This is a genomic window from Vibrio chemaguriensis, assembly GCF_012275705.1.
In the GTDB taxonomy this organism is placed as follows: Bacteria; Pseudomonadota; Gammaproteobacteria; order Enterobacterales; family Vibrionaceae; genus Vibrio; species Vibrio diabolicus.
Genome location: NZ_SHOE01000001.1, coordinates 503,287 through 523,014 on the forward strand (window position 1 = coordinate 503,287; position 19,728 = coordinate 523,014).

18 protein-coding genes are annotated in these 19,728 nt (G+C 45.8%); 11 read left to right on the plus strand and 7 right to left on the minus strand.

What is annotated here, in order from left to right:
- Nucleotides 1-19: 19 nt before the first annotated feature.
- From EX191_RS02300 to EX191_RS02330, 7 genes are all read left to right on the plus strand, one after another.
- On the plus strand, nt 20-445 hold the full coding sequence (locus EX191_RS02300; protein WP_025509208.1) for a GNAT family N-acetyltransferase: 426 nt from the start codon (nt 20-22) through the stop codon (nt 443-445).
- Nucleotides 446-448: 3 nt separating this feature from the next.
- Nucleotides 449-1,009: a GNAT family N-acetyltransferase gene (locus EX191_RS02305; RefSeq protein ID WP_193447054.1), complete on the plus strand. Its 561-nt coding sequence runs from the start codon at nt 449-451 to the stop codon at nt 1,007-1,009.
- Between the two features lie 227 nt (nt 1,010-1,236).
- Nucleotides 1,237-2,370: an efflux RND transporter periplasmic adaptor subunit gene (locus tag EX191_RS02310; protein WP_005457947.1), complete on the plus strand. Its 1,134-nt coding sequence runs from the start codon at nt 1,237-1,239 to the stop codon at nt 2,368-2,370.
- Complete coding sequence (locus tag EX191_RS02315) at nt 2,363-3,634, plus strand: TolC family protein (RefSeq protein WP_017633886.1); 1,272 nt, start codon at nt 2,363-2,365, stop codon at nt 3,632-3,634. The genes EX191_RS02310 and EX191_RS02315 overlap by 8 nt, the downstream gene beginning before the upstream one ends.
- A complete protein-coding gene (locus tag EX191_RS02320) occupies nt 3,631-4,845 on the plus strand; it encodes an ABC transporter permease (protein WP_046874449.1) in 1,215 nt (404 codons plus the stop codon). The genes EX191_RS02315 and EX191_RS02320 overlap by 4 nt, the downstream gene beginning before the upstream one ends.
- Nucleotides 4,846-4,847: 2 nt before the next feature.
- Nucleotides 4,848-6,131, plus strand: a complete 1,284-nt coding sequence (locus tag EX191_RS02325; RefSeq protein ID WP_031846496.1) for an ABC transporter permease — start codon at nt 4,848-4,850, stop codon at nt 6,129-6,131.
- Between the two features lie 22 nt (nt 6,132-6,153).
- On the plus strand, nt 6,154-6,852 hold the full coding sequence (locus tag EX191_RS02330) for an ABC transporter ATP-binding protein (RefSeq protein ID WP_048625778.1): 699 nt from the start codon (nt 6,154-6,156) through the stop codon (nt 6,850-6,852).
- 78 nt (nt 6,853-6,930) lie between these two features.
- Here EX191_RS02330 and EX191_RS02335 read toward each other — a convergent pair whose 3' ends face one another.
- The gene (locus EX191_RS02335) at nt 6,931-7,614 is read right to left on the minus strand and encodes a topoisomerase I (protein ID WP_193447055.1); all 684 of its coding nucleotides are present in this window, start codon (nt 7,612-7,614) and stop codon (nt 6,931-6,933) included.
- Nucleotides 7,615-7,682: 68 nt separating this feature from the next.
- The gene (locus EX191_RS02340) at nt 7,683-8,600 is read right to left on the minus strand and encodes a leukocidin family pore-forming toxin (protein WP_053809756.1); all 918 of its coding nucleotides are present in this window, start codon (nt 8,598-8,600) and stop codon (nt 7,683-7,685) included.
- Between the two features lie 1,096 nt (nt 8,601-9,696).
- On the opposite strand from EX191_RS02340, the gene EX191_RS02345 reads away from it, so the two are divergent.
- Nucleotides 9,697-10,671: a DUF1852 domain-containing protein gene (locus tag EX191_RS02345; protein WP_193447056.1), complete on the plus strand. Its 975-nt coding sequence runs from the start codon at nt 9,697-9,699 to the stop codon at nt 10,669-10,671.
- A gap of 30 nt (nt 10,672-10,701) precedes the next feature.
- A complete protein-coding gene (locus tag EX191_RS02350) occupies nt 10,702-11,730 on the plus strand; it encodes a methionine synthase (RefSeq protein ID WP_193447057.1) in 1,029 nt (342 codons plus the stop codon).
- Between the two features lie 812 nt (nt 11,731-12,542).
- Here the strand turns inward: EX191_RS02350 and EX191_RS02355 are convergent.
- Nucleotides 12,543-13,562: a DUF2955 domain-containing protein gene (locus tag EX191_RS02355; protein ID WP_193447058.1), complete on the minus strand. Its 1,020-nt coding sequence runs from the start codon at nt 13,560-13,562 to the stop codon at nt 12,543-12,545.
- Nucleotides 13,563-13,571: 9 nt separating this feature from the next.
- Nucleotides 13,572-14,636 carry an HlyD family secretion protein gene (locus tag EX191_RS02360; protein WP_005376744.1) on the minus strand — a complete coding sequence of 355 codons (1,065 nt, stop codon included), beginning with the start codon at nt 14,634-14,636 and terminating at the stop codon, nt 13,572-13,574.
- A 99-nt stretch (nt 14,637-14,735) separates the two neighbouring features.
- Between EX191_RS02360 and EX191_RS02365 the strand changes: the two genes are divergently transcribed.
- Both EX191_RS02365 and EX191_RS02370 read left to right on the plus strand, forming a co-directional pair.
- The gene (locus EX191_RS02365) at nt 14,736-15,596 is read left to right on the plus strand and encodes a LysR family transcriptional regulator (RefSeq protein ID WP_104979520.1); all 861 of its coding nucleotides are present in this window, start codon (nt 14,736-14,738) and stop codon (nt 15,594-15,596) included.
- Nucleotides 15,597-15,746: 150 nt separating this feature from the next.
- Nucleotides 15,747-16,289: an isochorismatase family protein gene (locus EX191_RS02370; protein ID WP_193447059.1), complete on the plus strand. Its 543-nt coding sequence runs from the start codon at nt 15,747-15,749 to the stop codon at nt 16,287-16,289.
- 39 nt (nt 16,290-16,328) lie between these two features.
- Here EX191_RS02370 and EX191_RS02375 read toward each other — a convergent pair whose 3' ends face one another.
- The 3 genes from EX191_RS02375 to EX191_RS02385 all read right to left on the minus strand — a co-directional run bounded on the left by EX191_RS02375 (nt 16,329) and on the right by EX191_RS02385 (nt 19,302).
- Nucleotides 16,329-17,225, minus strand: a complete 897-nt coding sequence (locus EX191_RS02375) for a 1-aminocyclopropane-1-carboxylate deaminase/D-cysteine desulfhydrase (protein WP_193447060.1) — start codon at nt 17,223-17,225, stop codon at nt 16,329-16,331.
- 101 nt (nt 17,226-17,326) lie between these two features.
- A complete protein-coding gene (locus EX191_RS02380; protein WP_065646063.1) occupies nt 17,327-18,628 on the minus strand; it encodes a sensor histidine kinase in 1,302 nt (433 codons plus the stop codon).
- A complete protein-coding gene (locus tag EX191_RS02385) occupies nt 18,625-19,302 on the minus strand; it encodes a response regulator transcription factor (protein ID WP_005457963.1) in 678 nt (225 codons plus the stop codon). The genes EX191_RS02380 and EX191_RS02385 overlap by 4 nt, the downstream gene beginning before the upstream one ends.
- Nucleotides 19,303-19,728 lie beyond the last annotated feature (426 nt).

Below are 19,728 nucleotides of genomic sequence, written 5' to 3' on the forward strand. Positions count from 1 at the left end.
ATCAATGTTGAGGGATACAATGCAAGGGTTTCGAATTACCACGTCGTTAGATGACATGGATTTAGACGTTATCTACCAGTTCATTTCAAACAGTTATTGGGGAAAGGGCATTCCAAGAGGACGCCTTGAGAAGTCATTGCGCCATTCGTTCTGTTTCGCGGTTTTGGATGACAGAAATCAACTCGTCGCTTTTGCTCGGTTAATTACCGATCGCACCACGTTTGCGTACCTTGCCGATGTGTTTGTTGTGGAGGCACACCGTGGTAAAGGCATCAGTAAGTGGTTGATCTCAGAAATTGTTGCTCATCCAGAACTACAAGGCTTACGCCGTATGATGCTTGCAACCCGCGATGCTCATGGATTGTACGAACAGTTTGGGTTCACTCCTATTGCTCCAGTAGAAAACTTCATGCAAATCTGGAAACCGAATGTTTATCAGAGCTAAATCATGATGAGAGTTGAATCTCAACAAGTGGCAATCAGATACCTCAAAACAACAGACGCTGCTCCTCTGTTTGAAAACTATTTAGGCGATGAGCAAGCATGCCGCTTCCTCAATCGCCAAGCCCACCAAAATGTTAATCAAACCCTTGAAGCCATCGAAAGATGGCGTGCTCAATATGATCAAAAGTCTCCCAATCTATTAGTCTTCGCTATTGAAGAACTCACTTCTCACACTCCTATTGGTTGTCTGGTGCTGCTACCTGAGCAAGACAGCAGTGAAATCCATTTTGGTATTTCTGCTCGCTATCGGGGAAAAGGCTATGCAACCCAAGCCTGCAAACTTGGCGTTGTCTACCTGCAAAGCTTGGGTATAACGCGCATTCGCACCACCCCGCATATTGGCAACCACGCGAGTATCCGTGTGTTGGAGAAATGTGGCTTTATCAGCCAAGGCATTTTAAAAGCGCATGCAGTTTTTCCTGCTCTAGGACGTGAGGCGCAAGACTGTATGGATATGCGATTGGAGGATACAGAACAGCACCATTTTGCACATTGTTCAGAATGAAATGGGGGGCGGTTGAAACGAGCGGTTACAGAGCATGTTAGTCGCCATCGTAGACAGCGTCTTTGCTGAATGATTCGTCGAGATTTTTTAGTCTTTGATTGTCAGAGGCGACTGACAAAGCCTTACCAACTGTGACAACCAAACCGCTATTAAAGCAGGATATTATTCCTTCAACTTTGTGTTTTAGGAGTAGTCATTAGACTACCCAATAATTGTTGGAATAAATAATGACGAAACGTTGGCTTGTCTCCGCTGTGAGCATCGCGCTGCTCGGCGGTGGTACGTATTTCTATCTCCAATCTGCTGCTCAACCAGAATTGCTGCCTACATTGATTGTGGAAAAAGGCACGATTGAAAAACAAGCTGTGGCTGTTGGTAAAATTGTCCCTGCACACTCTGTGTCTATCAAGTCACAAATCGACGGTATCGTCGGTGAAGTGTACGCGAAAGTTGGTGAAAAGGTGAAGCAAGGCCAGCCGCTGATCAAAGTGCGTCCAAACCCAACTCCCCAAGCATTAACGGATGCATCGGCAGAACTCATGCGTAGCGAAGCCGATCTGGAATCCGCCAAACAAAAACTGTCCAACTTAGAAAGCTTGGTCAAGCAGGACATTATTCCAAGTAACTACGACGAATACGTAAGTGCGCGCTCGGCAGTCAAATCTGCGCAAGCGGACGTATTGCAAAAGCGCCAGAATCTCGAACTCATCCGCAGTGGTGAGGCGTCTATCGGCGATGCGCGTTTAACGTCGACGATCTACGCGCCAATTGATGGCACAGTACTCAACCAGAAAGTAGAGGTCGGAGAGCCGATCATCTCGACTCAATCAAGCCAAGCCGCGACTGAAATGATGTCATTGGCCGACATGAACAGTCTGATTTTTAAAGGTAGCGTCAGTGAGCATGATGCTGCGCAGTTGTCTCCGGGAATGCCCGTTATGTTGACGGTTGCGCCTTATCCTGATGTGGCGATTTCTGGTGTGCTAACCAAAGTGGCGATTCAATCTGAGAACCTCAACTCACCAGAGGGCAATGCTTCGGCAAAAAGTTTTGATAACGGTTTTGAGGTTGAAGTGGGAGAACTCAAGATCCCACAAGATGTGTTGCTTCGTTCTGGTTTTTCATCGACGGCTCAAATCATTCTGAAGAAGTCTGAAAACGTGCTCACTCTACCGGAGCGCGCTCTGCAATTTGATGGTGACGCACCGAATGTTCTGATCCCCGATAGCTCAGAACAAGGGTTTCATAAACAACCGGTGAAACTCGGTCTGTCAGATGGCATCAATGTCGAAGTGCTTGACGGCGTGGAGCTTGATGAAGAGGTTATCGACAACAGCATGATGGGAGCGGCGCATGGTTAAACTGCAACGATCAAAAATCGCCTTTGCATTGTTGGCTGCCACACTCAGTTTGCCGACCTACGCAATTTCTATTGAACAAGCTTGGCAACAAGCAAAGCAGAACGATCCTAATTACGAAAAAGCGAAAATCGGCGTCCAGCTTGGCGAGGTTGGCGTACAGAGTAGCCGCAGTGCGTTATTGCCGGGTTTAAGTGCCAGTGCGTCAGCGGATTGGAATGAGTCCTCAAGCCATTCGAACAGTTACGGCGCTACCTTATCTCAAACTATTTGGGATAGCAGTTTGTGGTCGGAACTGGATCAAGCGAATGCCAATTATCTCAAAGCACAGTTAGAGCTATCTCAATCGCATAACGAGCTTGCGCAGAAGCTGCTCACCGCTTACCTAGATGTGGCAAGCGCACAGGGCGACCTCAAATTGGCGCAGTCCAAGCTGGAGGAGGGGAAGGAACTTCTCAACATCATTGAGAAACGCTATCGAGCAGGCAAAGTGAAGTCGGTTGATGTTGAAGAGATGCGAGCGAATCAAGTCTCTGAGCAAGCAAGTATCCTCAATGCAAAAGCCGATCTCGAAGTGAAAAAAGCAGAGCTTGCGGCGTTGATTAATCAAATGCCGGAGAGTGTCGACCAAATTCGAACGGATTCTTTAATTCAGCCGCCGATGCTGGTGGACTCTCAGGAGCAATGGCTAAAGCTGGCGAAAGACAGTAGTCCAGAGCTGTTGGTAGCGGCGCAGATGGTGAAAGCGAGCGAGTTCGCGAAAGATTCAGCTAAAGGTGGATACTACCCAACCGTCAAAGGCAGTGTGGGCTACAGCGATGGTGACAATCGTTCAAACGGCGAGTTTAACGCTGGGATTAGTTTGAGTTTGCCGATTGACCTCAATGGTGCAGTGCGAGCGAAAGTGGACGAAGCATCGTTGAACATTTTAAGCGCCAAGCAAGATATGCGTAGAGTGGAAATTGATATTCAGAAACGAGTTATTCAGCAGTTTACGCAGGTCGATATCAATTGGAATCAAGTTTTGATAGCGAACGAGCTGGTTGAATCGCGCGCCAGAGTGTTGCAAAGCAAAGAGAAACTTTACGACGCTGGCCTGCTTGAAGTGTCGGAAGTTATCAGCGCACACAACAGCTTGTTTGAGGCGAAAAACAGTCTACAAACCAACTTGTACAGCTACTGGCGTAAGAGAATCGGCTTACTGCAAACCGCAGGGAAACTCGATGACGATACCATGGCGCTGATCTCTCGGGCTTTTCATTCATGAGCAGCCTATTGCAACAAACTTCGCAAACGTTGATGGCGCATCGCATGAAGAGCGTGCTAGCCATTATCGCGATTGCTTGGGGCGTGATCTCTGTGGTGGTGTTAATCGCACTTGGCGAAGGCTTTTATCGCCATCAGACCCAGTCGTTTTCATTTATGATCAACAATGTGCAAGTGGTGTTTCCGTCGAGTACCAGTAAACCGTGGCAAGGGTTACCTTCAAGACGACAAATTGATATTCCACAAGAAAAAGTCGACATGATCAAACAGTCGGGCTTCGTGCAACAGGCGTCGAGCGTTTACGCCAAATGGGATGCGAATATCACCAATCTCAAAGGACAGAATTTATCGAGTACGGTCAGCGGTATTGATACGTCTTACTTTCCTTTAATGCAACGCAAGCTGCAATCCGGTTCGAGAAACCTGTCACCAAGTGATATGGACAACCACACTCGCGTGGCAGTGTTAGGCGATCAAATTGCGCAAATGGGCGGAATCCAAATCGGGGATAGGCTCAAAGTCAACGGCATTCCGTTTTTGGTGATTGGGATAACCGTTGGTGAAGACACTGGCATTTCATTCGGCGATAGCCGCACGGTTTTCATTCCTCAAACAACGTACCGCGATTTGTGGGATGCGAAACCTTGGATGGTATTGATGAAGCCGAGAGACGGGATGGATGCACCGTCGTTTCGACAAAATATCGTGAACTTTTTCGCCAAGCAGCTTCATTTTGACCCAAGTGATAAAGATGCGGTCGAATTACCCGATTTTAGTGAAGGTGCGGCGGTCATCAGTGGAATTTTGCGTGGCATTCAGATTTTTCTCGGAGCGAGTGGCGCGATGACCATGGCGGTCGGTGCGCTTGGCGTTGCCAACATCATGTTTTTATCTGTCACGGAGCGCACGCGTGAAATCGGTGTGCGTTTGGCGATCGGGGCGACTCAAAAATCCATACTCAGTCAGTTTATTCTTGAGGGGCTTATTTTGGTAGCCGTGGGCACGGCATTAGGTCTGATGTTTTCGTATGCCGTGGTATCTGTCTTAAGCAGCATGGCATTACCGGAATGGATTGGTTTGCCTGTGATCACGCCAGATTCCATTGCTTGGTCTTTACTTGTGACGCTTGTCTTGGCATTGATGGCATCGTATTTCCCAGCAAGGCGAGCATCGCGTCTCACGCCAGTCATTGCTTTGAGTGCGAGGGCCTAGTCATGTTGTTACCGATGAGACAAATTTTCCAAGAAATGGCTGCAGAAAAGCTGAGATTGGGTTTGACCATTCTGGCTGTAGCGTGGGCGACCCTCTGTATCGCTGCTATGTTGGCGGTAGGTGAGGGTATTCGTCAGGGCGTATTGAAAACCGCACAAAATGGTAACGGCAACTTGATTTATTTGACCGGAGGGATGGCCACCGTCGACCACGGTGCTTTTCACCAAGGTAAGTTTCTGACACTAAAAATGGACGATTCAGAGGTCGTTCGAGCGTTACCCGACGTAAAAAGCGTTGCGCCAACTGCGAAGTGGAAAGAGCGCATCACCGTTGGTGACAGAAGCTCGTGGCAAGAGCCGTTAGCGGTCACGAGCGAGTTTCAATCGATGACCAATTTGGTGCCGATGGCGGGGGGACGATGGTTAAATCCACTCGATCAAAAAGAGACGCGCAAAGTCGTTGTTCTGGGTTATGAACTGGCAGCCGACTTATTCAACCCGAATGAGGACTTTAGTTGGTTTGCGACAGTCACATTGCAAGTCAACCCTGTGGGGCAAAAGGTAAAAATCGGCAATGAGGAGTTCACCGTTGTGGGCGTATTGGAGAAAAACAGCGCTCAAATAGAACTGGGGGATCTTATCAACTATTCCAGCTTTGTGCCGTTAGCGACGTGGAAGCGATTTCATGTCAACGGTGAAATTGGTGGCATCAATGTGCAACCACAAGCCGATGTAGACCGAGAAGCCTTAGCAAAGACGATCAGGCAAGTGATTGCCCGTAAACACGGGGCAAGTGTCAGTGATGAACAGGTCGTCCAAGTCGATGATATGTTCCTTAAGCAAAAGAGTATGCAGCAGTTTCTGATAGGTTTGCAGAGTTTTCTTGGCATTATCGGCTTCGTGACGTTAGCTGTTGCTGGCGTCGGCATTGCCAATGTGATGTATGCCACCGTAAAGCGATCTACGCGTGATATCGGTGTGCGCATGGCAGTCGGTGCAACCCCAACGGCTATTCGCATGCACTATTTAGTGCAGTCTTTATTGACAATGATGATGGGGGGCGCGCTTGGCTTAGGCGTGACGTACGCGCTGGTGTCTGCCATCAGTTCCATTCCTTTAGAGGGCAATGCCTTTTATGAACAACTGGGTAAACCTGTCCCTGAGTTGTCGTGGGTCGTTGTCGCGATTGTCATCCTCACCTTAGTGATCATTGGTGTGGCATCTGCATGGTTACCTGCAAACCGAGCCGCAAAAGTCAGCCCGTTGGAGGCGCTACAAAGTGAATAACAGCAATAACTCTGGAGAGAACATGTCGAACAAGCCGCTTGTTGAGCTGACCAACATCTGCAAATACTACTCAAGCGGGGAGGCGGAAGTTCGCGCGCTAGACGGCGTTGACTTAACCATTAATCAAGGCGAGTTTCTTTCGATTCTTGGCCCGTCCGGTTCAGGCAAATCAACGTTGATGAACATGCTCGGCTGTTTAGATAAGCCCACTGATGGCGAGTACCAACTTGGCGGCCAAAACGTCGCAAGTTTAAGTGCGAATGAGCTGGCTGGCATTCGTAACCAGAAGATCGGATTTGTCTTCCAAAGCTTTAACTTATTGGAATACGCGACGGCGCTTGATAACGTGGCACTGCCGTTGGTTTACTCTGGCATCAAAGCCAAAGAACGTCGCCAGCGCGCAGCTAAATTGCTAGAGCAAGTCGGGCTAGGGGATCGTTTAGATCATAAACCAAACCAGCTTTCTGGTGGTCAAAAGCAAAGAGTTGCGATTGCAAGAGCCTTGGTCAACGATCCGCAAATCATCTTAGCGGATGAACCAACGGGTGCATTGGATTCAAAATCCGGCGCAGAGATTGAAGCCTTGTTCAATCAACTTCACGCTGAAGGCAGAACCTTGATCATCGTGACGCACGATAACGCCCTAGCAGAGCGCACCAAACGCATCATCACCATCAAAGATGGCAAGGTGATTTCGGATAGGGCTCCGGAGGGAAGATAAATGAATTTTTCTTGATTGAGACTGGAGTTACTTTAAGGAAGATAGCCATGGAATAGGAGAAGCTATCTTCCTTTATTTTTATTCGCGATATTCGCCTTGTCTCTCTTTTATCAAGTCATGCTTTTGTTCTTTAAGTAGAGTGATTGCGAGCTTAGTGTCCTCAATCAATTTACTGTTATCGTTGAGATCTTTGCTCTTTAAAGGCAAAACAAGATAATGAATGCTGCCATCTTCATTCTGCACTCCGGTAGCAATGATGACATCACCTTCTGACGCTGTGCCAAAATACTCTGAAACGACTTTGGTTTCGCTGACACCGTAGCTATCCAAATAGGATGATTCCGTGTTGTCAAACAAGATAGGACCCCCTTGCTTAGCTAATGTTCGCAATTGTTCTTGCTTTTGCTCGTCGAATGGATAGTCGGTTGTACTGATATAACTTACCTGTTCAGCTTCAATAAAATCGTACAGTTCATTGCTCAATTCATTTAATGGGGCAGATATCCAAGGTGTAGCTGGAATGACGTCGGAAGTATCATCATTGCGACTTTGTGGTGTTGGAGCGGTAACCACCTTTTGAGCAGCATCGCTCTCAGGAGGCGTTACACTTCTTGTCTCAGTTTTCTCTGTCTTGATTTGCTCGTCAAAGCTTGCAACAGAATCGCTCTGGGAATTCTTGTTATTTGAATTAATTAGAAATATGGCTAGTACTGCACCAAGTGCTAGCGCCGATCCAGTCAAGAGTTTTTTATTACTTGTCATGTCTTACCGTTTATTTCATTAGTAAATACGGCGGCCACTTATTCATTCCGTGGCCGCAGGCTAATAATTTAGTGGTAGAGCGCGTCATTCCAAGAGATAGTTACGGCTCGGCTAGTCTCTGTCCATTGACTGCTATCACGATTTTTCTTCCAGGTATTTTCTGGGGTGGTATACCAGCTACACCAGTCACGACCAAAGTAGTAATTGGTTTTTCGCCAACCTGCAACCAGCTTGACTTCTGACGTATCTAGGCCATCTTGAATATCATTTTTTCGATATACAACACCGACTTGCGGTTTAAAGTCAGAGCGCATCACGACAGGTAATTCGCTATAGTCAATTAGGTTGCCCATGTCACAGCTGGTCCAACGGTACAATAACCAGTCTTTAGGTGGAGTATTGTGGCGGATAGTCTGGTTTTCGATAAGCCAATTAATGCTCTCATTGGTCTGATCAAAATCAGCCACCGTCTGAAATTCTGGTTGATCGTAAGTTACGCGGTTGCTCCAGGAGATACCACCGCTAATATTTGGAGAATCAGAAGCACTGAAGCCAAGATTAAAGTCCAGAGACTCACTTACGGATGCTGTTGCAATAGTGTTTTCTGGAGCATGGCTCATATGACGTAAAGGGGCACCATTTAAATAACTCAGTGCCAGTTTAAAGGCTGTTGGGATTGTGTAACGGTAGTCTCCACCGGTGGCAAAACCATAGATCTGCTCTTTATTCGGTACATTAGTCATGTCGAAACCAGAACCTCCGTTTAGAAGCAACTTGGCTTCCTTAGCTCCATTCGGCAGCAAAGATTGATTCCAGACATTTTCTAAGGAGTAAATTAAGCGGATTTTCTTCGAGCGTGCATCGCTATCATCGAGCTGTAGCAAGGTCGAAGTGTAAGCTTTTAATGTATCTTCAGCATGTGCTGGAGCTAGAGAACCAAGTAATGCGAGCGCGATAATACTCGCGGAAAGATGCTGTTTTTCCATTGTTGTTTCCTATTAGTCAGCCCATAAAGGTTATTATTGGGTTTTAACAATAACTCTATGGGTGTTTTATAATTATGGACTGGTTATTAATTGGTGCTCAATAATTGAGCGGTGAAATATTGCATCTTGTTTTTTAATAAAAAAAGGAAAAGTATAGATTCGTGGGATTAATGTCTCATAGTTTTTAAATTCGCTACTCAACTATAATAAATAAGAATTCGATCATTAAGTCTTGCCTTTTTAAGTTGTTACTTAATTTTTATTTTCTAATATTATGTTTAAAATTTCCTTATTGACAGAAGTGACATTTATAAGTATTAACCATGTTATTGTTGAGGTTTTTGTTATGCCAAACTAAGTAAAGTGTCGTTATGTGGTCATTACGGCTTCCTGACTTTAATTTAAATTAAAGCAGCGGTTTATGTTTGTTTTGTTATTGGTTTTTCGAGCTTAATGTAATAGTTGGGTGACAAAGTCCGTCAATGAATTTGTCATATTCGTGTATGAGATTATATGTTTTTTTAAAACGGAAAAATTAAACTTTACGTTTGAGATGGTAAATATAGGAAAGAAATAAATAATCATCTTTCCGAGGATATAAAATGTAAGGTGCTTTTAATTAAACGAATGCTTGAATAAATTATGGAGTGTGAAAAGTGCTATTTAAGCTACGCTGTCCTATATTCCAGGTAGCGTCTCGTTTATACAATGCGTTTTCTAGGCTTAAAACTGGTTTACGTACTGTTAATCCCTTATCAGTTTCTTAATTACACATATTGGCAATATGCTCGCCAAGTTACGTGTATTGGTGTCAATGAAAAACAGTATCTACGATAGTTCCCTCTGGGTTGGAACTCCCACTATGAATTTCTTTCATGTTCAATGTGAAACAATACCAATATTATTCAACTCGTGAAGCAAGTATAAAAAACGGACTGCTCTGGTGTTAGGCACTGCGACCACCGTTTTTAGTACGAACTGTTCGTCGTGAACGCCGCGCAACCTAACGATTGGGAAAACCAAAAAACAAAAATATCCCCATGCACAGAGTTAGGAAAAGTCTGCTTTATCTAAGGAAATAGGATACCAACTCACGATGAATAACGATTTCACATTTGCTATCAAAAGCATTCGTTTTGATGAGAATTACCAACCATCAGACAATACGCGAATCACTACCAACTTTGCTAATCTGGCTCGTGGAAACTACCGCCGAGAGAATCTGCGCAACGCACTCCGAATGATCGACAATCGTTTTAATGCGTTGGCACATTGGGATAATGCGCAAGGTGACCGCTACTCAGTAGAGCTTGAAATCATCTCTGTTGATATGGGTATCCAAGGCAGTGGAGAAGCCTTCCCAACGATTGAAGTGCTCAAAACTAACATTGTTGACCATAACACTAACGAGCGCTTCGAAGGCATTGTGGGTAACAACTTCTCTTCATACGTGCGTGATTACGACTTTAGCGTTTTGCTGTTGGACCACAACAAAAACCAGCCACAGTTCAGCATCCCAGCGAACTTTGGTGATTTGCATGGCAAACTGTTCAAAGCTTTCGTTAATTCTGAGTCTTACAAACAGCATTTCAAAAAGCTGCCTGTGATTTGTCTGAGCGTATCGGACAACAAAGTATACCGACGTACCGAAAACCAACATCCTGTTTTGGGCTTTGAATATCAGCCGAACGAATCTTCGTTGACGGAGCAGTACTTCAAAAAGATGGGATTGCAGGTGCGCTATTTTATGCCGCCAAACAGTGTTGCACCATTGGCATTCTACTTCTTCGGTGACTTGTTGAACGACTATTCAAACCTAGAGCTTATCAGTACGATTAGCACGATGGAGACATTCCAGAAGATTTACCGACCAGAGATTTACAATGCCAACGCGGTTGCCGGTAATTGCTACCAGCCAAACCTAAAAAACCTAGACCACTCGCTAACTCAAATCGTTTACGACCGAGAAGAGCGCAGCCAACTGGCGATTGAACAAGGGAAATTTGCCGAGGAGCATTTCATCAAACCTTATCAATCTGTGCTTGAACAATGGTCTGCAAACTACGCGTAATCGACAACGAGAATCTAGAAAGGAATGACGATGAAAACACTATTACCGACTTCAACGGCTGGCAGCTTACCGAAACCTTCTTGGCTGGCCGAACCAGAAAAACTTTGGTCACCGTGGAAACTGCAAGGTGAAGAACTGATTGATGGCAAACGCGATGCGCTACGTGTCGCTTTGCAAGAACAAGAACTGGCAGGCGTTGATATCGTCAGTGATGGCGAGCAAACTCGCCAACATTTTGTGACGACCTTTATTGAGCATTTGAGCGGCGTAGATTTTGAAAACCGTAAAACGGTGACCATTCGCAACCGTTATGAAGCAAGTGTTCCGACTGTGGTTGGCCCAGTAAGCCGCACAAAGCCCGTGTTTGTTGAAGATGCAAAGTTCTTGCGTCAGCAAACTAAGCAACCAATCAAGTGGGCGCTGCCAGGCCCTATGACGATGATCGACACGCTTTATGATGATCATTACGGTAGCCGTGAAAAGCTGGCTTGGGAATTTGCGAAGATCCTCAATCAAGAAGCGAAAGAGCTTGAAGCGGCAGGTGCCGACATCATTCAGTTTGATGAGCCTGCGTTCAATGTGTTCTTCGATGATGTGAACGAGTGGGGCATTGCATGTTTAGAGCGTGCGATTGAAGGGCTGAAATGTGAAACGGCGGTGCATATCTGCTATGGCTACGGCATCAAAGCGAACACGGATTGGAAGCAAACGCTAGGCACTGAATGGCGACAATACGAAGAAGTATTCCCTAAATTGCAGCAATCGAATATCGATATTATCTCGCTCGAATGTCATAACTCACGAGTGCCTATTGAGTTGCTTGAGTTGATTCGAGGTAAGAAGGTGATGGTTGGTGCGATTGACGTTGCTACCAGCGAAATTGAAACGCCAGAAGAAGTGGCGAACACACTGCGAGAGGCATTGAAATACGTTGATGCCGACAAGCTTTACCCATGTACCAACTGCGGTATGGCGCCTTTGTCTCGTGAAGTATCGACCGCTAAGCTTAATGCGCTAAGTGCGGGCGCGGAGATCATTCGTAAAGAGTTGGTGGGGTGATATTAAGACTTGGGCTCGACACCATAAACTAAAGTTAGGGTCATTCCAGCGAGTTTAAACGAGACTAGGAATCTGATTGCAGCTCGCTGGGAAATGGTGAGGCTTTCGCACTTCAAAGCACTCGGTGGGTAGATCCTGAATCACGCCCGTTCCTCGCTGTTCAGGATGACGGTTGTTGAGATATACGTTACTCATGTACACAACTATTTGGTTTGTATCCAAAGTTGGGTCATTCCAGCGAGTCTAAACGAGACTAGGAATCTACTAACAACTCACTGGAAAATGGCGATAACCTTAGAACTTCACAGCACTCGGTGGGTAGCTCCTGAATCACCTCGTCCCTCGTTGTTCAGGATGACGGATGTTGGGAGATACGTTACTCACATACCCAATTATTTGGTTTGTATCCAAGATTGGGTCATTCCAGCGAGTCTAAACGAGACTAGGAATCTGATTACAACTCACTGGAAAATGGCGATAACCTTAGAACTTCACAGCACTCGGTGGGTAGATCCTGAATCACCTCGTCCCTCGTTGTTCAGTATGACGGTTGTTAAGAGATACGTTACTCACGTACCCAACTATTTGGCTTGTATTCAAAGTTGGGTCATTCCAGCGAGTCTAGACGAGACTAGGAATCTGCTAACAACTCGCTGGGAGATGGCGATAAGCTAGGAACTTCAAAGCTCTCGGTGGGTAGATCCTGAATCACGCTCGTTCCTCGATGTTTAGGATGACCGTTTAAAATAAAAATGCCGCTCGCAGTAAAGTGAGTGGCATAGTTTGTTTTCCGTTTCCAGCTTCGGCCAGGCTTAATTCAACTCCACGTTCTTCACCTCAGGATGCTTTAGCAACATCACACGAATCCAGTGATGTACCACCCACATCACCATCGCGGTGAGCAGAACCGCGACGAAAATCGAGCTGAAACGGTACAAGATCGAAAAGAACGCGTCTTTTTGTTCTGGCACCAATGAGGTCGTCAGCGGAACCGATAGGGCAGACATGGCAGAAAACGCGATAGCCGCTTTAATTTGCCCCTTGGTGAGCCACAAGCAGAATGGTCCCATGGCAATGGTAAAGGCGAGCCAAAAGAGTAGCCCATGCCCATACCAACTGCCTAATATAAGCTGAACAGCCATCCCCGCTATGCAGCCTAGTGCGGTGCCGATGATGCGAATTTTTGCCATGGCGAGCGAGCCCGCTAAAGTCATTGGGGTTAGGATGATCAAAATGGAAGCTTGTGCGGATAGCGAGTCATATAAGTCCGCTACTTGGAATACGATAAACGCCGCCATCGCCACTACCCAACCCATGGCAACTTGGCTGATGTAGTCGATATCGCTTTTCACTGGGGTCGACATCTCAATGTGCTCGACGGACGATTTTGGCTCCGGGAACAACCAATACGCGAATGCGCAAACAAAAATATTGCTGAACGCCATCACCCACATGTTGACGTTGAACTCTTCAATATCCATGAAGTTATAGCTGGCAAAATTCAACACAATTGAACCCACCAACAGCCCCATGTAACCAAACAAATAGGTCTTCTGGTTCATCATTGCAATGCACTTGAACAGCATCATGATTCCGACGGCAATGGTCATTAATGTTGGATGAAACTGCAAGTATTCCAGCAAAAATGTGGCTTGTATGGTTGTCCACACCGCAGAGAAAAACACGATCAATAAAGCCGAAAGATTAAAGTGGTCCATTCTGCCCAAAATAAACAGCGGCATCATGATGGCAAAAAATCCGTAAGACCAACCAAAGACCATGCTTAGCGCGAGCCCTAAAGAGCAGCCGAACCAAATTCGTAAGGTTTTCATTGTCGCCGCCTAGTAAATGAAGTGGAACCAGCTTGCTAGGTGAATCTGTGCTTGCGCCATCAACTGCCAGAAAATGCTGTTGTCTGGGTACAAAACAATGGTAGCGCGAGAGCCGACAAACAGTGCTGGTGGTAACTCTTCGCTGCTGGTTAGGTTCACTCGTGTACGCTGCGCATCACGTACCCAGCGGTTGTTCACTTCCACTTTGGTTAGTGCGCCATTAGGCGTTTGTTGTGCGGCTGCTACACCGTAATCGCGGCTAGCTAAATCAAAGTCGTACACCGAACCTGGATTGGCATCAAATGTGACCAAGGCGTGGAAAGTCTTGTCTACGTTCGCGACGGATTTTTCACGAAAATCAGCGGCTACCCAGAGTGATCCTGTTGGTACAAATGTCAGCAATGGCATGTTGGTGTTTGCCATCGTGCCAACTTCTAGTTGCAGGTTGGTCACGACACCATCACTGGGAGCGAGTACCGCGGTATTTGCCAAATCAAGTTGCGCCTTTTCGATCCCGTTTTTGGCAATTCGAACGGCGGTGCTTTGACCTTTTTGATCGCCTAATTGCGCCTCAATGACTTTTAAGTTTTGTCGTTCCGCTTTAAGCGCTGCGCGTGATACCTGATTTTGGGCAAAGGCATTATCGAGTGTCGATTGAGAGATGACTTTCTGCTTCGATAACGTCAGTAAGCGGTTGTACTCGCGGTGTGCATTATCAAATGTCGCTTGTGCGCGGGCAATATTGGCAAGAGCGGCTTCGCGTTGAGAATACAGCGTTGCTTCTTTTTCATAAGCGGATTGCAGAGACAGCTCCGCCTGTTCAAGCGCTATCTTGTATTTACGATCATCAATCGTAAACAACACATCGCCTTTTTGAACGGACTGGTTATTCTCGATGAGAACGTCGGTCACTTTACCAGATACCTCGGGCGCGACTTGGACAACGTATCCTTGCACTCGTCCTTCGGTCGTTAAGGGGGCGTGTCGGTCAGCAATGATAATGTACAAAAATAGTACGATGAACAGGACAATCAAAGTTCGCATCCAGTGTTTGAATTTTTGGTCAGCCGTCATTACAAGTTCCGTTAAACATATTGGATAGCGGATTATAGAGAAGTCACTCACAATTCAGTAGAATGATAATACGAACATAAATGACCTAAAAATAGGACAATGAACGTTAGTTTTGATGATATTTATCTATTCACTCAGACGGTGGTTCACGGCGGTATAAGTGCAGCGGCAGAGGCGAATCAACTACAACGCTCAAAAGTGAGTCGTCGCCTGCAAGAATTAGAGAAATCACTCGGGGTACAGCTTTTGATCCGCACAACACGCAGCATTGAGTTGACGGAGCACGGGAAACGCTTGTTTGAGTTGGTGGGGCAGCCTATTGACCATATTCAGCAAGGTTTAAATGCCATGCATGAATATCAACAAGAGCTAACGGGCAAGGTGCGTTTAGCCATTCCTTCCGCATTGATGAGCTCTGCCGCGTTTAACGCGATCATCACCGAGTACACAACGCGGTATCCGGAGATTTCGGTCGAGATTGAAAACCATCAAGAGAGTGTCGATCTCAAGCGTCAATCGTTTGATTTGCAGCTTCTTCCGAGCGTGGTCAGAGTCACCGATGACAGCTATGTGCAGTTCAGTCTTTTGCCTTATCGTAGTCACTTTGTTGCGTCAAAAGCCTATCTAGAATCGCATCCGCCAGTAAAAACGGTGGAAGATCTTAAGCAGCATCGCCTTTTAACTAATCGTTACAATGCCGATTTGCTCGATTCAGATCTGCATGTGGCGTTGCGCTCGGACGACCTCAACTTGCTGCGCTCGATGGCGATAGCAGGAAACGGCATCGCGTTTATTCCTCAAATTCATTCCAAGCCTGCACTGAGAGACGGTTTGTTGGTCGAGGTGCTGCCTCAATTCGCGCATCCGAAGCAGCATCTTACTCTGATTTATCCCTCGGCCTTATTTCTGCCCAATAAAGTCAAAGCCTTGATTGAACTAATTCGAGAGAAATTTAAATAGTCAGTTCAAACCACCCTTAACTAAGGGCAAATGTGTGAGCGAAGATCGTCTTTCTAGGTTTTATTGCTCTAACATGAAAGGGTTCTGATACATTAACTGTTACTCAACTTATTGAGTATGGTTTGTGGTCGCACAAGATAGGAGATGGAAATGTTGTCGAAAGGAAACACGGGCCTGATTGTGGTGGATGTTCAGGGCAAACTCGCTACATTAATGCATGAAAGCGACGCACTGATTGAAAATATCACGAAACTGGTAAAGGGTGCCAAAGCACTAGATTTGCCTATTCTGTGGCTAGAACAGAATCCAGAAAGGTTGGGCCCAACCGCGGAGCCGATTCGTGAAGTGCTTGAAAGCACGCATTTACCTATTACCAAGTACACGTTTGATGGTTGCAAAGAGGCGACGTTTAAGGTCGCGGTGGAGAATGCGAAAGTTGATACCTGGTTGGTTTGCGGTATTGAATCCCACATTTGCGTCTATCAAACCGCGGTTTCTCTGCGCCAGTCCGGTTATCGCGTTGAATTAGTCACGGATTGTGTATCTTCCCGAATCGCTGCCAATAAAGCGCTCGCTCTTGCGAAGTTAACCGCTAACGGTGTGGTGCTCACTGGGCTAGAAATGTGTTTGTATGAAATGGTCGAAGATTGCCGAGCACCTGAATTCAAAGAAATTCTGGCGCTCATCAAATAGTGTAATCACTGGAATCAACAACAACTTTATCTGAACACGCTATTCAAATTCTCGTTGATATCTTGGCAACATCGACTCGTTGCCAAGTAACCCGCCTTGGTGAATGTAAATCACCGTTTTATCTGTGTTCTCTTCCAACCAAGGGGTGAGGCATTGCCACATATACGGGTCGTATAACAGGTCAAATTCGAGGTCGGTTTGCTCAAAGAGTGCTTTCCATGTGATGTAATCTTCTTCGTACAAGCGACCAAAATGGTGTTTGTTGCGCACGGTTAAAAAGGTTGGGTGGCTGTTTTCACCGAGCTGGTTGAACTGCTCAGTTAAGTAATCTGCATTGCCTACGCAAGGGCAAGTTAGCACTTCTATGCCGTGTGGGCTTAAATGTTTATGAAGATATAAAGCGGTCGTGCCAGTGCCTGATGGCAGGGCGACGGTAAACTGTTCTTTACCTCTCAATCGCGTCCAATCAAGAATTTCTCGTGCTAACTGTTTGATGCCAGCTTCAGCGAGGTGGGAACGTCCACCCTCTGGAATAAGCAATGTCGACTCATCTAATCTTCGTACCTGGTGGACGTATTCACTAGGGTGGAGTTCGCTACCGATGTCTTGCATGGCGGTGATTTTCATACCCAAATCGAGAGCGCCACGATAGTTTCCGATGGGGGAGCTTTTTAGCCAAGATGGAATGTGATGAACATAAAACTCAAATGCCCAACCTTTAATCTGGGCGAGAGCCGCTAGCGAGTACATGGCATTAGATTGAGCGGAGCCAAAGCTTATTAACGTGGTGATGTCGGGATTTTGCTCTTCCATTAACGTCATAAACTTACGTGCTTTGTTCCCAGAAAAGTGGGAGTGGAGCATGTCGTCACGTTTAAGGAAAAATTTGCGCCCATTAAAGCTATGTTGGGTGATAGGACTTTCTGAGAGTTTCATGTCGATGCTGACGGAATAAACCGTGTCACCTTTGCCATTTAAAAAGGTGGCACAGTGTACCCGTTATTGAATGAAGATCAAAAGTATCGAGATCTTGTGTTCTACATTTCTTCGTCTTGCGACTCGCCATCAGTTACCTCGGTTGAAAGATCGATAGTAGCCACGCAGCCGTCATTTGGATGTGTATCAATAGTGAATTGCCAGCCATAGCGTCGGCATAAGTCGTCCACAATCATGAGTCCCAAACCATGGCCTTCGGCATCTGGCACGGAAGAGAAGCCTTCGCCTTCATCTCTCACCGACAGTGTGGTATCGGTCATGGTGATATGAATCGTTCCCGCTGACGTGGCTGCAATGCCGTTGCGAATTAAGTTACTCAACGTAATGTTAAGAACTGCAGTGGTCGCTTTGGTTTGCGGATGCCCCAATATTTGTACATTAAATTCCAGCGATTTTTCATCGGCTTGCGCTTGGCTAAGAGCAACGATGTTGTGAAGCTCTTGCTCTGATATGGTTCGAACGGGGCTGTCGTCGGTGTTGCGTTCATATCGAACCAAACCCAACAAAGCATCAACCATGGTCGACATCTGCAAAGTGGCATCTTGAATACGGCCAATCTGACGTTCTTGAAACGATGTACTTGGACTTCTGGCTAGCAAGCTGCTTGAGCCTTTCATCACTGTGAGCGGTGTTCTCAGTTCATGGCTGGCATATCGTGCAAAAGCTTGTTCACGTTTAATCACTTGATTGATTTGATGTCGATATTCATTAAGCTGATTTGCGAGCGTTTGGAATTCATTTGCAGAGCCTTCAGGGACAACAAATTTTTGTGTAGTGTCACCTTGATGGCGGTCCAGTTGTGTTTTTAGGGCACTGACAGGTTCAATGAGACGCAGAGAAAGTCTCGATAATAGGCTGCCAAAAATCAAAAGTAACCCGATGACAACCGCCAGCACCATAACGAGAACAAACATGAACTCGTTAGATGTAATTTCTATCTCATCAATCAGAGAGATCAGAATAATAGGATGTTCCTCTCCATCTTGCGTGTAGGTGCTCATGTAAATCATGCGAGTGTCTGGTTCGTCAGCAACTTCAGCGAGAAAGTACTTTTTATCTTGGATGAAGGGTTGATAGAGCTCAGGGACGAGATTGATGTCGTTGTATGCCGTTGTCAGTAAATCTAGTTTGATGATTCCGCTATCAGGATGGTTTCGAAAGTGCTCAATCGCCTCTTTTTTATCGATCATAATACGTCGTTCACCGACGCGATCTTCCGACCATAATAGCGCTCCGCTAACCAATGCGAAGCATAGCAAGCCAATCACAACCGACACTAGAAGGAAGAAGAGTTCAAGGCGTCCAGTTAAGCTTTGTGTGTTGTTAAATAAGCGGCGAATCATGCACCCGGCTCCAAGCGGAAGCCGACTTTAGGGATGGTTTTCAATAAATGTTCTTCAAAGGGTTTATCGAGTTGACCGCGCAGTTGATAAATGTGGCTGCGCAAAACGTCATTGTTTGGCTCATTTTCTTGCCATAAGCGGAATGCGATTTCTTCACGCGTCACAACTTCGGGGGCATTTTTGACCAGCATTTCTAGAATAGTGTACGTGGTTGGATTCAACGCCAACAGCTTATCTTGACGGTAGGCTTGATGTGTTTTTTGATCGATAGACACTTCGCCATACTGGAGTTTGGTTGATGCAACCGTACCGCGGTAGCGTTTAATCAATGCAGTCATGCGTGCTTCAAGAATATCGAGATCAAACGGTTTGGTGAGGTAATCGTCGGCGCCGTGTTGGAAGCCTTTGAGCATGTCGTCTCGGCTATCAAGTGCGGTCAGCATCAACACCGGAGTGTTATTACCCGCATCACGCAGCTTGTTGCACAGTGTTAGGCCATCCATGCGCGGCAGCATGAGGTCGAGCAAAATGATGTCAAACGCATTATCCATCGCCAGTTTTAAGCCTAGCTCACCGTTGTCGGCATAATCCAGCTGCATGCCAGCACACTCAAAATAATCAAACAACATTCCCGCTATTTCACGATTATCTTCTACCAAAAGTACACGCTTCATTTATTCTTATCCAATCTCGATAAATTCGAATGTTGATCTTAACGAACATTATTCACTATAGGTGTGAAAAAGTTGTCGACGATGATTTTCTCACCTTTGTGTCGGTTTTCAATGTCTAGCTTGAATACCGTCTTATTATCCAAGTAAATCTACGATCTTTTGTTCATATCTATCAATTTCTCTTGATGTATAAATGGGGTAGATTATTTGATTCTGTTAACTCTAATCAAAACATGAAGATACTAAATTATTTATGTGACCTTGAGCACATTGTTAGTAATTACTGATTTTTACTGACTCACTCATAGAAAAAGTTCTTACTTCTCTTAAGTCCCTTTTTTAACTATGGTTATTGCTTTTAAATACAAACGCTTAGATTCTCCTTTTTGAGATAATTCAATTAAATCAATGGCTTCATGTATAAGC

Excerpts from the sequence above, each read along its gene's own strand:
- EX191_RS02300 (WP_025509208.1), top strand. The coding sequence starts at position 20 with ATGCAAGGGTTTCGAATTACCACGTCGTTAGATGACATGGATTTAGAC.
- EX191_RS02305 (WP_193447054.1), top strand. The coding sequence starts at position 449 with ATGATGAGAGTTGAATCTCAACAAGTGGCAATCAGATACCTCAAAACA.
- EX191_RS02310 (WP_005457947.1), top strand. The coding sequence starts at position 1,237 with ATGACGAAACGTTGGCTTGTCTCCGCTGTGAGCATCGCGCTGCTCGGC.
- EX191_RS02315 (WP_017633886.1), top strand. The coding sequence starts at position 2,363 with ATGGTTAAACTGCAACGATCAAAAATCGCCTTTGCATTGTTGGCTGCC.
- EX191_RS02320 (WP_046874449.1), top strand. The coding sequence starts at position 3,631 with ATGAGCAGCCTATTGCAACAAACTTCGCAAACGTTGATGGCGCATCGC.
- EX191_RS02325 (WP_031846496.1), top strand. The coding sequence starts at position 4,848 with ATGTTGTTACCGATGAGACAAATTTTCCAAGAAATGGCTGCAGAAAAG.
- EX191_RS02330 (WP_048625778.1), top strand. The coding sequence starts at position 6,154 with ATGTCGAACAAGCCGCTTGTTGAGCTGACCAACATCTGCAAATACTAC.
- EX191_RS02335 (WP_193447055.1), bottom strand. The coding sequence starts at position 7,614 with ATGACAAGTAATAAAAAACTCTTGACTGGATCGGCGCTAGCACTTGGT.
- EX191_RS02340 (WP_053809756.1), bottom strand. The coding sequence starts at position 8,600 with ATGGAAAAACAGCATCTTTCCGCGAGTATTATCGCGCTCGCATTACTT.
- EX191_RS02345 (WP_193447056.1), top strand. The coding sequence starts at position 9,697 with ATGAATAACGATTTCACATTTGCTATCAAAAGCATTCGTTTTGATGAG.
- EX191_RS02350 (WP_193447057.1), top strand. The coding sequence starts at position 10,702 with ATGAAAACACTATTACCGACTTCAACGGCTGGCAGCTTACCGAAACCT.
- EX191_RS02355 (WP_193447058.1), bottom strand. The coding sequence starts at position 13,562 with ATGAAAACCTTACGAATTTGGTTCGGCTGCTCTTTAGGGCTCGCGCTA.
- EX191_RS02360 (WP_005376744.1), bottom strand. The coding sequence starts at position 14,636 with ATGACGGCTGACCAAAAATTCAAACACTGGATGCGAACTTTGATTGTC.
- EX191_RS02365 (WP_104979520.1), top strand. The coding sequence starts at position 14,736 with ATGAACGTTAGTTTTGATGATATTTATCTATTCACTCAGACGGTGGTT.
- EX191_RS02370 (WP_193447059.1), top strand. The coding sequence starts at position 15,747 with ATGTTGTCGAAAGGAAACACGGGCCTGATTGTGGTGGATGTTCAGGGC.
- EX191_RS02375 (WP_193447060.1), bottom strand. The coding sequence starts at position 17,225 with ATGAAACTCTCAGAAAGTCCTATCACCCAACATAGCTTTAATGGGCGC.
- EX191_RS02380 (WP_065646063.1), bottom strand. The coding sequence starts at position 18,628 with ATGATTCGCCGCTTATTTAACAACACACAAAGCTTAACTGGACGCCTT.
- EX191_RS02385 (WP_005457963.1), bottom strand. The coding sequence starts at position 19,302 with ATGAAGCGTGTACTTTTGGTAGAAGATAATCGTGAAATAGCGGGAATG.